The sequence below is a fragment of the Gammaproteobacteria bacterium genome (assembly GCA_040183005.1).
Lineage (GTDB): Bacteria > Pseudomonadota > Gammaproteobacteria.
The window spans coordinates 438,796-451,859 of record JAMPIW010000002.1; the positions used below are offsets into that span (position 1 = coordinate 438,796).

The window sequence follows — 13,064 nt, forward strand, 5'->3', positions numbered from 1 at the left end:
CGAAGCGTGACGCCGCACTGCGCAAAACCGGCCCCGTCCCTCCGGGTTGCGCCCCAAAACACGCCATGCGGCGTTGCTCGCCGCTCATTTGGAACAACCAAACTTCGCGCCTCGCGCCTTGCCTGGCGTGTTTTGGGGCAGCAACGCAGGGATGATTTATTCACAGACAGGCTCTACCCTGCCTCCGGGCCTGATTTGCCCGAGCCGTCGCTGCTCTCTGGCCCGCAGACCATTTAGTCAGCCACACTGCTATTCTGTATGTCATGGCGGATGCCATTATAGCTATCAAAACATTAGTGGGATCAGGATGTTCTCCGGAAAGAAATAGCTTCGATGCCTCCACGGCAAATGATACAAGCCCGCCTAAGATCCCGGCGATAATGGCGCTACCAGCATAGATCCCATAGCGCATTCCCAGTATCCATCCCCAGTATCCGAGTCCTATTGGCGCATATACGGCCGTGGTTTGCATCAAGCTAATCAGGGCAGCCTGCTCGGTGCTGTAATAATGATAATAGAAGGGCAGAAAGTGGACAGTATTCAGCCGGTTTAACCCTTCCGCCATGCTCATCGGCTGATTTTGGAACCAACCGATGAGCATGGCCAGCACGCCCAAGTAGGGCAGCACTATGATGATAATGATGAGTCTCGCGTGCGGCTTAAGATATCCGAGTGTGCCGTGGCTAATATTGCTAAACAGAAAAGCACCAGCTGACATGCCCATTGCGCGAGTGAGAACGGAAACCCCTTGAGACACACCGGATCCGAGAAAGATCTGCGTGCCCTCAATGACAAACCCCAGGATGGCGCCGCAGGTCATTGCGATTCCGGTAACGGGGCGGCGGGAGCTCTTGAGCATTTCACCAATCAGTATGCCAAGAGGTATAACCGCCATGAATTCCAGCGCAAATTTTGTCATGCAGGGCAGAATGGCGGTGCAATATTCAGGTGAAATGAAGAGACTGTCGCGCCCCTTGGCTAGCCTGGCCGAAAGCTCAGCGAAAGAGACAACAAAATCATAGGGGAACAGGCTAGCGGCGAGATAAGCCAGCGCGTAAAAAATGAGGCCTGCGCGCATAGCGGCAGGGCCGCGGGATTTGATCTCCTGCCATAGCGTGTTCAACCGCCGCGACGCCACGCCCCAAAAAGATATCCCGATAATAATGCCGATAGTCTCGGCAATAATATCGTTCTTGGAAACAGTGCGCGCTGGAAAATAAAGCTGGGCAAATTCCACCCCAATGGCCAGCAGCAGACAGCCCGAAAATATCACAAGCGCCTTTACCGTCCGGAGGAAAGCAGTCTCGCGGTTGCGCGTCACCGAAGCAAAGGCGAGCAAGGAGAGCGGAATATAGAGGACAATGTTTGCAACCCAATCGGCTCTGGAGGCGATGCCGAGTTGCAGATAAGGAATGTGAAGAAACTCATCCCAGGCAGATGCAAAAGACTTGGGATGATAATCCAGGGGCACCAAGCTCCCATAGACTACGAACAAGGCATACATCAGCCCCACTACAGCAAAGCTGCGGCGATGTTGTTGCGCAACACCTGCTGATGAGGCTTGGCTTGGTCCTCTCATGGTGTCTCTATATGATTGATTGACGAACCCCGCTTGGCCGGGCCGCCCCTCAAGTCATAGGGTTTTGGAGCCGCCGCCAGCCGCCAGCCCGGATTTACTCCCTCACCACCATAGGCACCACGAAAATTTCCTTTCCGCGGGCGGTCGTTGAAGTCCCGATTCCACTCGGGGAAAGCATTAAAAACACGTATAGGCATCGGCTCACCTTGCAGTTTTCCGGGTTTGGGGTAAAGGTCCAGCTCACCTAGCGGGGCAAACGGACGTGACAAATATCTTGATGCCGCTGCAAAGCTGTCCATAATATTGGCCTCCTGAATGCCACCTGCCAACGGGATGCCGGCAAAAATGGCGTTGCCCGCCACTCGCTGGAGCCCTGCCTGCTTATCGGCCCGTGTTTGCACCTTGATCCCCGAGCCAGTAGCGACAACTGTATTGTAGAACACACTCACCGCGCGAGGGATGTCGTTATGGGGCTGGATATTAACCGCGTCCCCGTGGGCATTGACCATCAGGTTACTGTACAGCGCGACATTGCCTTCACCCTGAAATAACGCCTCGTCGGGATTTTGGTAAAAGAAATTGCCATAGATGAGATACATATCCTCTGACCCGGCACCTTCAAGCGGCCAGTGCCCCACCAGCACATTGGGGCGCGCCATCGGCCCCTTCGCGCCACCCTCCTCCTTGATGAAAACATTGTGGCGGATGATGGTTGTGCTTTTGCCCGTGGGGATGCCGGGCATCTCCGGCCGCACCTGCTGATGTTTAATCTGGAGGTTATAGCCCGTGGTATTGGCAATAACATTGCGCTCGATTAAACCGTCCACGAAAGGATCACTGCCGTCGGAGTTGCCCAGATACATGCCAGTGCCCGCCCCGCTGATTACATTGCCGCGGATTACCCAACCCCAGGCAGGGCATTTGGTGGATATGCCCACTGTCTGCTGGTTATTGTCATGGCCTCGGATTATGAGGTTTTCCAGCGTAATGTGGTGAGTCCATTCCGCATGGCCTTCCGCCTTCACACCATCTACCGGCAAACCCTGCCCATTCAACTCCAGATTGCGAATCGTAACAAAGCTGGCGTTGACGATACTGACGGTATTACGCTCAGGACTGGCAAAAAAGATTGGACGCGGTCCACTCTTCGGGCCGGAAATAATTATCGGACTCTCTTTCTCGCCGCTGAGGTTATGCACTGGCAAACCCTGCCGATACTCGCCTGGCGCCAGCAATAACGTGTCTCCGGGTTTAAGCCCCTTGAGCAGTTCACGGTAGTTACCGGGAGAACCCTCGAATACATCCGCCTGAATATGAAGTGAAAAGACAAGGCTGGCGCACAACGCCAACCAAATCGGCACGGTGATGACACGAGTCATTTCCAATTCCCACCGGGCTGTCGCAAGGGGATAGGGTCACTGGTCAAACAATCAAAACGCATACTACCCCTCCCGCTGACAAACTGTCCTCACGTCCAACGTTACCCCAAATATCCCTAAATATTCCGGCACCAGACGATTATAATAGCTTTTATACACATCTGACGGCTGCTTGTTGTTGCGATGACAACAATCGACAAGGGAGACTCCAAGGCATGGCAAGAAAAGGCTTTAACCATCGGCAGCAAGGCTGGCCGATGTGGGGCGGTATGCTCGTCTGCATGGCGGCGGCCTTTTTCGCCCCAGCATCCCATGCCGCTAGCCCAGAGACAGCCTTGCCCACCACCATCGAACGGATAAAACCCAGCATTGTAGGTATCGGCACACTACAGTTGACGCGCCGCCCCCCCGGAAAATTCATGGGTACCGGTTTTGTGGTGGGCGATGGCAGTTATGTGCTAACCAACGCGCACGTCATCGCCCGGAACCTCTCATCCGAAGCTAAGGAGACGCTGGCACTGTTTGTGGGCGAGCGCAACTCCACCAGCTCGCGCGAACTGACCATCGTCGCCGAGGACCAGGAACATGACGTGAGCCTGCTGAAAATATCCGGCGCGCCGCTAACCCCGCTCAAACTCGGCGATTCCGACCGGGTGCGGGAAGGCGAACTCTACGCGTTCACCGGATTCCCCATCGGGGCCGTACTAGGGCTGCATCCCGTAAGCCACCGCGGGCTGATCTCGGCGATTACTCCGGTTGCCACCCCCACTGACGGGTCAAGCCAGCTAAACCCCAAGATGATCAAGCGCCTGCAATCACCTTACGATGTCTTCCAGCTCGACGCCACCGCCTACCCAGGCAGCAGCGGCAGCCCCCTTTATCACCCTGATACCGGCGAGGTGATCGGCGTGGTCAACTCGGTGTTTGTCAAGGAAACCAAGGAAACCGTCATTGAAAAACCCAGCGGCATCACTTACGCCATCCCTATCAATTTCGCAGTGGATTTGCTGAGAAGGGCCGGGATTGGCACTGCAACACGATAGACAGCATGGCGATCGTCGGCCTCGTGTTCGGCAGGCGGCTCGTATATACTAAATATTTGGGTCCCTGCGAAGACACAGCGGCACGTGTAAGGCGTAACTTCAAAACATGAACGAACAGTGGCTAGATGAGATCAAGTGGACCGCCGATGGACTGGTGCCGGTGATCGTTCAGGAGGCGGGCAGCGGAACGGTGCTGATGTTCGCCTGGATGAGCCGCGAATCGCTCGACTTGACTGAAAAAACCGGCAAGGCTGTATACTGGTCGCGTTCCCGCGGCAAACTGTGGCGCAAGGGTGAAGAATCGGGCCATGAGCAGCTCGTCAACGACCTCCGCCTCGACTGCGATAACGATGTACTATTGATGACAGTTGAACAAAAGGGCGGAATTGCGTGTCATACAGGACGCCACAACTGCTTTTTCAAGCGCCTGCAGAATGGCGGATGGGTAACGGTAGAACCCGTGATCAAGCAGGCGTCAGAAATCTACGGCGTACCCGTGAAGAGCACAATGGATCTTCGTCATGAATGATGCGAGGAATAATGTGGAAAACGACGTCCTGGGGCGGCTGGCGCAGATACTGGAAGATCGCAAGGGCGCCGACCCGAACAGCTCCTATGTTGCAGGACTCTATGCCAAGGGGTTGGACAGCATCCTCAAGAAGATCGGCGAAGAGGCCACCGAGACGGTCATCGCGGCCAAGGGCGGAGATAACCGGCAGGTTGTTTATGAAACCGCCGATTTGTGGTTTCATACGCTTGTGCTGCTGGCACATCAAGGCTTGAAACCGGAGGATGTACTCCAGGAATTACAGCGCCGCTTCGGGATCTCCGGGGTGGAGGAAAAAGCAAAAAGGGAAGCCAAGTAGCACGGCTTCCTTTCTAGGGTATACCTTAAGAACTCCCTCCATCCGCGGGGTTCTTAAGATATGAAGATGACGTAACCAGAAGATTTGGAGAAGCAATCATGGGTATCGGCGGTATTAGCATATGGCAGTTGTTGATAGTTCTGCTCATCATTGTCGTGCTGTTTGGCACGAAAAAATTGCGCAGCATTGGTGGTGACCTCGGCGGTGCAGTGAAGGGCTTCCGTAGCGCCGTGCGTGAAGGCGAGGCTGAGGCGGAGACTACCACCAAAAGCAATGCCGAGAAAATCCAGCAGAGTGACGCCAATCGCGTGATTGATAGCGACGCCGTTACCCACACTAAAGAAAAGGCTTAGGCTCTAGCCGACGTTTTGGCAACACCATGTTTGATATAGGTTTTTGGGAGATCGTCGTGGTCGGCGTGGTCGCGTTGCTGGTCATAGGGCCGAAAGACCTTCCTGCCATGATACGTACCGTAGGAAAATGGACGGGTAAAATGCGCCATTTCGCTAATGCGGTCAAAACCGAAATTGAGCGCGAGGCGTATAAGGCCGACGAGCTGAAACGTCTTCTTGCCGAACAGACGGAACTGGTGGAACGCTATAAGAATGTTGACACCACCAAACCCGCTGTCCCCGTGGTTCAGCATGCCGACAACCCCGGCGTTACAGTCACGGCCAATATCATCAACACAGCCTCCGCCGATCAGACGCTGACGGCCATCAGCCAGGCGGACAATGCCTCAAAAACCCCTACATAATTACCCCCCATCGCCTGAACAGCCGTTTACCGCGCACCTGATTGAGCTGCGCGACCGGCTGCTGCGTGTACTCGCCGCCGTGGCAGTGATTTTTCTGGGGCTGGTGCCGTTCGCCAACGATCTCTATAGCCTGCTGGCAAGTCCTTTACTGAAAAATCTTCCGGCAGGCGGCACCATGATTGCCACGGAAGTCGTCTCGCCGTTTTTGATCCCCTTCAAGTTCGCCTTCATGACAGCGGTATTCATTGCCATGCCCGTGGCACTGCACCAGCTATGGGGCTTTATCGCCCCCGCCATGTACCAGCGCGAACGCCGCATGATGATTCCGCTGCTGGTTTCCAGCGTGCTGCTGTTTTACGCTGGCATGGCGTTCGCCTATTTCGTGGTGTTCCCGATGGTGTTCGGCTTCATGGTCGGCGCGGCGCCTGTGGGCGTGGCGGTGATGACCGATATTGGTAAGTATCTGGATTTCGTGCTCATCATGTTCTTTGCCTTCGGCATGGCCTTCGAGGTGCCCATCGCCACTATCCTGGTGGTGTGGGCAAGGATAGTCACGCCGGATCAATTGGTCGCAGCACGCCGCTACGTCATTGTCGGCGCGTTCGTGCTCGGAATGCTGCTAACACCGCCGGATGTCATCTCGCAAACCATGATGGCGATTCCCATGTGGCTGCTGTTTGAGGTCGGCGTCTTCTTTTCACGCATGTTCGTGCCCGCGCCAGAGGCTGACGGCGAAGACGGCACTTCTGATGCACAGGCCACCGACGTCAATCCTGGCAATGACGTTTCTGGCAAGTAGTTCCAAAATGGTGCGCACATTGCCCCCTTTATGGGTATAGCGCACGCTACAAAACCTAACTCTCCAGCCCCCAGCACGACTCCACCAGCCAGCGCTCGAGCTCCTCTGCAGGAATGGGTCGGCTGATGTAGTACCCTTGGGCGACATCGCAACCTAGTCTTGTCAGCAAGTCATAAGTGGCTTTATCCTCGACCCCCTCGGCAACTACAGCGAGGCCAATATTGTGCGCCAAATCGATAGTGGAGCGCACAATCACCGCGTCGTTATCATCCACTGCCATGCCCAACACAAATGACTTGTCGATCTTCAGTTCATGCACTGGCAATTGCTTGAGATAAGACAGCGAAGAATAACCAGTACCAAAATCATCGATAGAAAGTTTCACGCCCATCTCTCTCAGGCTGGCCAGTGCTGCAAGCGCGCGGGCAGTGTCTGCCATCACAGCGGTTTCGGTAATTTCCAGCACCAGACGATTAGCTTGCTTGCAAGCCCCGGAAAAAAGGGCGTCAATATGAAAAGGAAGTTGGATATCCAGCAGATTCCGCGCAGACAGATTCACGGCGACACTGAGCATGATGCCCTTTTCATTCCAGATCCGGCATTGCCTGAGCGCTTCCCCCACAACCCAGTAAGTCAGGGGGTTGATCAGGCCGATCTGTTCGGCTAACGGAATAAAACTATCCGGAAACATCAGCCCATGACGCGGGTGACGCCATCTAACCAGCGCTTCTACCCCTACCACCTTTCCAGTCGCTAGATTCACTTTAGGCTGATAAAAAAGAATCAGATCACCATTGTCGATGGCGGCACGAAGGTCGCCCATTAATGCCAGATTGCGCAGGCTGTGCTGATCCTTTGCCGGGTCATAAATGGCATAGCCCAGATTGGCTCTTTTGGCGATATACATTGCCACATCCGCATGCCGCATCAATGCATCCTCATCCGCGCCATGGTCAGGATACAAGGCAATGCCGAAACTCGCCGCCACGTGCAAGCTCTGCTCTTCAATCATAAAGGGTTCTTCAAGTACGGCCGCCAGTTTTCTCACAATTTGAGTGGACAGGGCAAGGTCCGCCGTGGGCAGCAATATTGCAAACTCGTCACCACCGAGACGGGCGATGGTATCGGACTCGCGCAGTGCATTGCGCAAGCGCTGGGCAACCTGCTGCAAGATCAGATCGCCATTCTGGTGGCCGAGGGTATCATTGATCTCCTTGAAGCGGTCAAGATCGGTCAGAACCAGCGCTAATTGCACACCTTCGCGTTGCGCGCGGAGTATGGCCTGATACAAACGATCCGAAAGCAAAGTACGGTTCGGCAGACTGGTCAATGCATCGTGCAGCGCTTGATATTCGAGTGCCGCCATCTGTTCCTTGCGCTCGGTGATGTCGCGGACGATACCGATAAAACGACGGCTCCCAGCCACTCTCATTTCGGACACGGCAATATCGATAGGAAATATAAAACCGTCCTTGCGCATCCCTACCAGCTCACGCCGCCCGCCGATTATCCGGGCGTTACCGGTGCGGAGATAGTTCCCAAGATATTCATCATGCATGCTGCGGTAAGGTTCAGGCATCAGCCTGCTGACATTCTGACCGAGCAATTCATGCGGGGCATAACCAAAGATCTTTTCCACCGCCAAGTTGACAGACTCGATAATGCCGCGTTCGTCGATGGTGATAATGGCGTCCAGCACGTTGTCTGTCACCGCCCGGATACGCGCCTCATACGCCTGCAGGTCATTCTGCATGCGGTTGAATACCGTCGCCACTTCGCCAAGCTCGTCTTTATGCAGCACCGGCAGCTTGGTGTTGCGTTCCCCCTGGCCGACCCGCACGATTGCATCACGCAAGGCACTGATCGGACGCAGCACACTAAGCCGCAACGCTGTCCACATCACTATACCGATCAACGCCACCATCAGGGTTGAAATCATCCAAAGGTTGTTGCGCATACTTTGGAGGCGCGCTTCGGCGGCCTCGGAGGAAAGAGTGAGCTTCAATATCCCGCGCAACGGCGCGTCTTCATAGCCATGACAGGCCAGACATTCCGTTTTGACGGGTATCGGCATCATGACAGTCATCGAGTCCGCCTTGCGATCAACGACGAACTCACCCTTCAGCGCCCTCTGGAAGATATCCATGGGCGGGGGAGAAGGGTCATGGGGAGGGTTTGCTTCACGCTGAAAACGCGGGATGTTGAGATACTGATTGACCAGTTTAACTGTGGCAAGATCGCTAAACGCCTCCTGACCATTACGGCGCAAGACCTCGATATCAACGATGCCCGCTATTCCGTGCATGCGATCCAGCCATTCACGGGCGAGCGTACCCTGGCCATTCAACATCAAGGTCTGCAGACTGGCGAGCAGGGTCTTGGCGTGGCTTTCCGCCTGCGCCCTTTCTTCCTCATAAATAGCCTCTGTCAGTTGCCGCTCCAACCAGAGATTGGCGGCAAACATCAGGCAAAGCAAGACGCTGGATATAACCAACGCAAGACGGGTACCAAGGCTCTTCATGAGCCGACACCCTGGTTACATTGGTTGATCATCTGCAACAAAATTTTTATCCCTGGGCAGGCCGCATAAAAACACAACAATATTGCTGTATAGGAGTATGTCGGCAAATTTCTTGGTTTTATTAGTAATTGATGACACGCACCGTCCACGAAAAGCACGCAAAAGCTTCATCCCAGATTGTTCATTTGGGATAAAGTAAGGCGACACATCGATGTGTCGCAGAATCTCTGGATTAATCAGAGGTTCCTTCGTGCCTTTCGTGTTTTTCGTGGATCAGCCCCTCCCATGGCGTTTGAGATGCTATCCCCGTTAACGTTGTTGCCCGACAAGATGGGCCACGCCACCAAAACTGCCGACCCACAGGCTGCCATCCGTTGCGGTAGCCATGGAAAACACGTTATCGGCATACAGTCCATCGGCCGTAGTCATCACGGTGAAACTCTTGCCGTCGTCATTAAGCCTGGCCAGGCCTTTATTCGTTCCCGCCCACAATTTGCCCTGCGGGTCGAGGTACAACATGAAGATATGATTGGCCGGCAGGCCGTCTGCGGTGGTGAAGTTGCGCCATGTCTTGCCATCGAAACGCGCAAGGCCACCGCCCCACGTGCCGCACCAGACTATGCCTTGCCGATCCACCTTGAGCGAAATGATATAATTTGGATTGTAGGCGATATCCACATTCTGCAAGCCCTGCTCGGCTTTCTGTTGCGCATGGTGCGACGAGGACTTGGCAGGGTCATTGTTGAACTGGATGGCGTCACGCACTGCCTCCAGCGGCGCGCCCAGGCCCTCTTCATGCTGCCAGTTCTGCCATTTGCCGTCCTTGTAGCGGGCCAAGCCATCCTCGGTGGCAAACCACATCTCGCCATTCTTGCCTTCTTCAGCACCGTACACCCAGGGGTTGGGCAAGCCCCCTTTGGTGTTTTCAACGGTGAAACTTTCCCACTTTGACGGATCCATCAGCGCCCCGCCGCGCACACGGTTTGCACCGGACCAGGTAGCTATCCACACATCGCCATTGGACACCTTCACCACATCGTAGACGAACTGATCGGCCAAGCCATTGGGGATGTTCAGGTTTTTCCACTGGTCAGCCTTCTGGTCGTAAATAGACAGGCCGCCGCCGTAGGTGCCTGCCACGATCCAGTCATTCACTTTGCTCACATGGAAAATGCCATTGGAAAGCAACCCCTTGGTCTTATTGTCAAAAATCCTGAAATTGTCGGTTTTGACGTCATAGCGGATCACGCCGCCGGAGGTGCCGATCCACACGATGTCGCCGTCGGCAAATATACCTTTGACGTTGCGATTGCCAACACGGAAATGGGTAAATTTGCCATTGCCTGCCGTGGCGGCACCCGCTGACAGATTGGGCGGGGTTTGCGCGGCAGCTGTATTGATTACGCCTCCGGCTGCCGAACCCTGCGCGGTGGAATCAACCGCCTCAGTTGTTTTGCCGCCCTGTTTCTGCCCCACAGCATAGGCACCCGCCAACAAACCGCCGCCGACAAGAACGATGACCGCCCAACCTTTGTAATCAAGCTTCATTTACCCGCCTGTCTTTGCCTGTTTCGAAGGATACCCAATGCGCACTACACCGCCCTTGGTTCCCACCCATACCTCGCCGTCCCTGGTAGCAGCAACGGCGTAGACACTATCATTGATAAGACCTTCACCCCGCGTAAAAGTGCGCCAGTTTTTGCCGTCATAACGTGTCAAGCCATGATCCGTGCCAAACCACAACACCCCGTCTTTATCCTGGGCGATGCTGAACACAATGTTCCCGGCAAGTCCATCCTTGACGGTGTAATTGGTCCAGCGCGCCCCGTCAAAATGGCTGACGCCGCCGCCCCAGGTGCCCGCCCACACAGTATTGTCCGGGCCGACATGAATGCAGAATACATAGCCGGGGTTATAGGTAGGCTTGCCTTCCATCGCAACGCTCAAATCATGCCGCGCCCGCGTCCCCAGGCCCGTGTTCGAACTCACGGGAAGATTATCGGCATTCGGCGCACCCAAGCCATCCTTGTGCGTCCAGGCTGTCCAGGTCTTCCCGTCAAACATCGAGACGCCACCCTCCGTGCCGAACCATACCCGGTCTTGCGCATCAACACCGATGCCGTAGACCCACTCGTTGACCAGCTCCTTGAGATAGGTCTTGAATTCACCCGTTTTGGCGTCGACACGGTTGACGCCGTACCACGTGCCTATCCAGACTGTGCCGTCGCTTTGCTCGCCGAACGAATACACCCAGTAGTCGGCAAGGCCGTGCATGGGGAAGTAGGTCTTCCACTTGCCGTCGTTATAGCGCGAGGCGCCGCCGCCATTGGTGCCAAACCACTTGTTTCCCTTGCTGTCCACCATAATGTCAAAGACATATTCATTGGCCAGCCCTGCCTCGCGCGTGAAGGTATTGCGCACATCGCGGCTCGCCAGGTCAACCTCATGCACGCCCAATGATGTGCCTACCCAGAGGCTGTTTTTTTCAGGATCAACCGCCAGTGCCCGCACGTAGGCATCATCGCCCACGCCAAAGTTTTCCAGCACGCGCTGGTCATTCGCGTGCTGGACATTATTGCTCAGGAGGTCCCGTGGCGCGGTCTGAGGCGCGCTCGCCGGGTTAGCCGCCTGGCCAGGCTTGGCGGGCGCATTGTCTTGCGCGCTGGAGCAGGCGGAAACTGTCAATGCCGCGAGCAGCGCGGCACACAAAGGGGGATGCAGGAAATGCATTACCGGATGGTTCTCAGATAGGCGACGATGTCCAGAATCTCCTGATCCGTCAGCAGCCCCTTATAGGCAGGCATAACGCTTATGCCATCGCGGATACTAATGAGCAGCGCCGTGTCCGGTTTAAACAACCGTTCGCGCCGGGAGAAATCCGGCGTGCCGGGCATGGTGCTGGCACCATCCTCGCCATGACAGCTTGAGCAGTGCGTTGCATAGATTTTTCCGCCATTGCCGGGGTCCGCGGCATGAACCATGCCACTCCAACCCATCAACGCCAGAACGCCCCCCACGACAAGCACGGCTTGTCGTTTAATATGCTGAATAAAAAGGGATTTGACTGGAATTATAAAACTTGAATCAAAGCGCATCATACTGTAGTGCCCTCCCTCAATAAACACGTAAATCCGTCGCAATAGCAATAGTAACAGCCCGGCACGGCTCAGGGAAATACTGATTGAGCAAGACCGCCTACTGAACGGCGCTCCACAGAGCGAGCGCTTCAGTGGTGTCCTTGACGGGGGGCTGGGCGGGGGTAGGGTTTGTTCGAGCAGACCCCTGATTGTCCGTTAGCCCCAAAACCGTTCGCCCTGAGCCTGTCGAAGGGCCGTTCATGGTTCGACAAGCTCACCACGAACGACGTTGTGTGCCCTATTTCACCTAATGGACAATCCGGGATAAAAACAGGCGGGACACTTACAATACTTACGTGAGTTAGGCAGCCGTGTTAACCCCTCGCCAAGGGCATCTCGTCCAATTTCACAGCCTTGCCCTGATAGGCGTCCTCCAGAAGCCTGATCATCGCGGGGCTGTGCCATTCACGCGGACCAATTACCTGGCCGATCAGCATGCCATTCGGGGCGATAAGCACGGTGGCGGGATAAACTGAAATGCCCAGCCGGTCGCGGATGATTTTCAAATCCTTGTCGATGAAACGGGCGAAGGTCAAACCTTTATCATTGAGGTATTCGCGCACTACGTGCTCATCTTCGTCAGCGGACAAACCGATGACCGCGAAGCGTTGCGGGTCGAGCGCCTTGCCCAAACGCTCCAGATCGGGCATCTCGCGGCGGCAAGGTGAACACCAGGTCGCCCAGATGTTCAGCACCACCAGCCTGCCACGGTAGGAGTCCGAGGATATGGCGGCGCCATCCAGCGATGAGAAGGATACGGAGGGAAAGGGTTTTGCCGCTGCCGCGACATCCACGGCAGCGGTTTGCCGATCACAAGCCGCAATAAGCAGCAATGGCATCAATACGATACACAATCTGCTTATTGCGTGAATCATCGTTCCAACATAATAAAAAGCGGTTAGCCACGGAGCTCGCAGAGAAAAACCATGCCCCCCGCAATCACCTCTGTGTTCTCTGTGGCGTACATCTGCGGTTTTCAGGGT

General features: G+C 55.3%; 13 protein-coding genes. 6 read left to right on the top strand and 7 right to left on the bottom strand.

The genetic code is table 11. From position 1 onward, the window contains the following. Positions 1-160 precede the first annotated feature (160 nt). Entirely contained in the window at positions 161-1,471 is a 1,311-nt protein-coding gene (locus M3A44_03715; GenBank protein MEQ6340765.1) for a VanZ family protein, read from the bottom strand. Positions 1,472-1,575: 104 nt separating this feature from the next. After that, positions 1,576-2,958, bottom strand: a complete 1,383-nt coding sequence (locus tag M3A44_03720) for a hypothetical protein (GenBank protein ID MEQ6340766.1) — start codon at positions 2,956-2,958, stop codon at positions 1,576-1,578. Positions 2,959-3,173: 215 nt separating this feature from the next. Between M3A44_03720 and M3A44_03725 the strand changes: the two genes are divergently transcribed. The 6 genes from M3A44_03725 to tatC all read left to right on the top strand — a co-directional run bounded on the left by M3A44_03725 (position 3,174) and on the right by tatC (position 6,423). Continuing rightward, on the top strand, positions 3,174-4,001 hold the full coding sequence (locus M3A44_03725) for a serine protease (GenBank protein ID MEQ6340767.1): 828 nt from the start codon (positions 3,174-3,176) through the stop codon (positions 3,999-4,001). A gap of 106 nt (positions 4,002-4,107) precedes the next feature. Continuing rightward, positions 4,108-4,530 (top strand): phosphoribosyl-AMP cyclohydrolase, encoded by a 423-nt coding sequence (gene hisI, locus M3A44_03730; GenBank protein ID MEQ6340768.1) that lies wholly within the window; start codon positions 4,108-4,110, stop codon positions 4,528-4,530. After that, positions 4,523-4,867, top strand: coding sequence for a phosphoribosyl-ATP diphosphatase (locus M3A44_03735; GenBank protein ID MEQ6340769.1), 345 nt, complete (start codon positions 4,523-4,525; stop codon positions 4,865-4,867). The genes hisI and M3A44_03735 overlap by 8 nt, the downstream gene beginning before the upstream one ends. Before the next feature lie 98 nt (positions 4,868-4,965). Continuing rightward, positions 4,966-5,220: a Sec-independent protein translocase subunit TatA gene (gene tatA / locus M3A44_03740; GenBank protein MEQ6340770.1), complete on the top strand. Its 255-nt coding sequence runs from the start codon at positions 4,966-4,968 to the stop codon at positions 5,218-5,220. Positions 5,221-5,246: 26 nt separating this feature from the next. Beyond that, entirely contained in the window at positions 5,247-5,624 is a 378-nt protein-coding gene (gene tatB / locus M3A44_03745) for a Sec-independent protein translocase protein TatB (GenBank protein MEQ6340771.1), read from the top strand. Then, positions 5,602-6,423 (top strand): twin-arginine translocase subunit TatC, encoded by an 822-nt coding sequence (tatC, locus tag M3A44_03750; protein ID MEQ6340772.1) that lies wholly within the window; start codon positions 5,602-5,604, stop codon positions 6,421-6,423. The genes tatB and tatC overlap by 23 nt, the downstream gene beginning before the upstream one ends. Positions 6,424-6,478: 55 nt before the next feature. On the opposite strand, the gene M3A44_03755 is transcribed toward tatC, so the two are convergent. From M3A44_03755 to M3A44_03775, 5 genes are all read right to left on the bottom strand, one after another. Then, complete coding sequence (locus M3A44_03755) at positions 6,479-8,944, bottom strand: EAL domain-containing protein (protein ID MEQ6340773.1); 2,466 nt, start codon at positions 8,942-8,944, stop codon at positions 6,479-6,481. 309 nt (positions 8,945-9,253) lie between these two features. Then, positions 9,254-10,492 carry a regulator gene (locus tag M3A44_03760; protein ID MEQ6340774.1) on the bottom strand — a complete coding sequence of 413 codons (1,239 nt, stop codon included), beginning with the start codon at positions 10,490-10,492 and terminating at the stop codon, positions 9,254-9,256. Next, positions 10,493-11,674, bottom strand: a complete 1,182-nt coding sequence (locus M3A44_03765) for a regulator (GenBank protein MEQ6340775.1) — start codon at positions 11,672-11,674, stop codon at positions 10,493-10,495. Continuing rightward, positions 11,674-11,925, bottom strand: a complete 252-nt coding sequence (locus M3A44_03770) for a cytochrome c (protein MEQ6340776.1) — start codon at positions 11,923-11,925, stop codon at positions 11,674-11,676. The genes M3A44_03765 and M3A44_03770 overlap by 1 nt, the downstream gene beginning before the upstream one ends. 470 nt (positions 11,926-12,395) lie before the next feature. Continuing rightward, entirely contained in the window at positions 12,396-12,956 is a 561-nt protein-coding gene (locus M3A44_03775; GenBank protein MEQ6340777.1) for a TlpA family protein disulfide reductase, read from the bottom strand. Between the last annotated feature and the right edge of the window lie 108 nt (positions 12,957-13,064).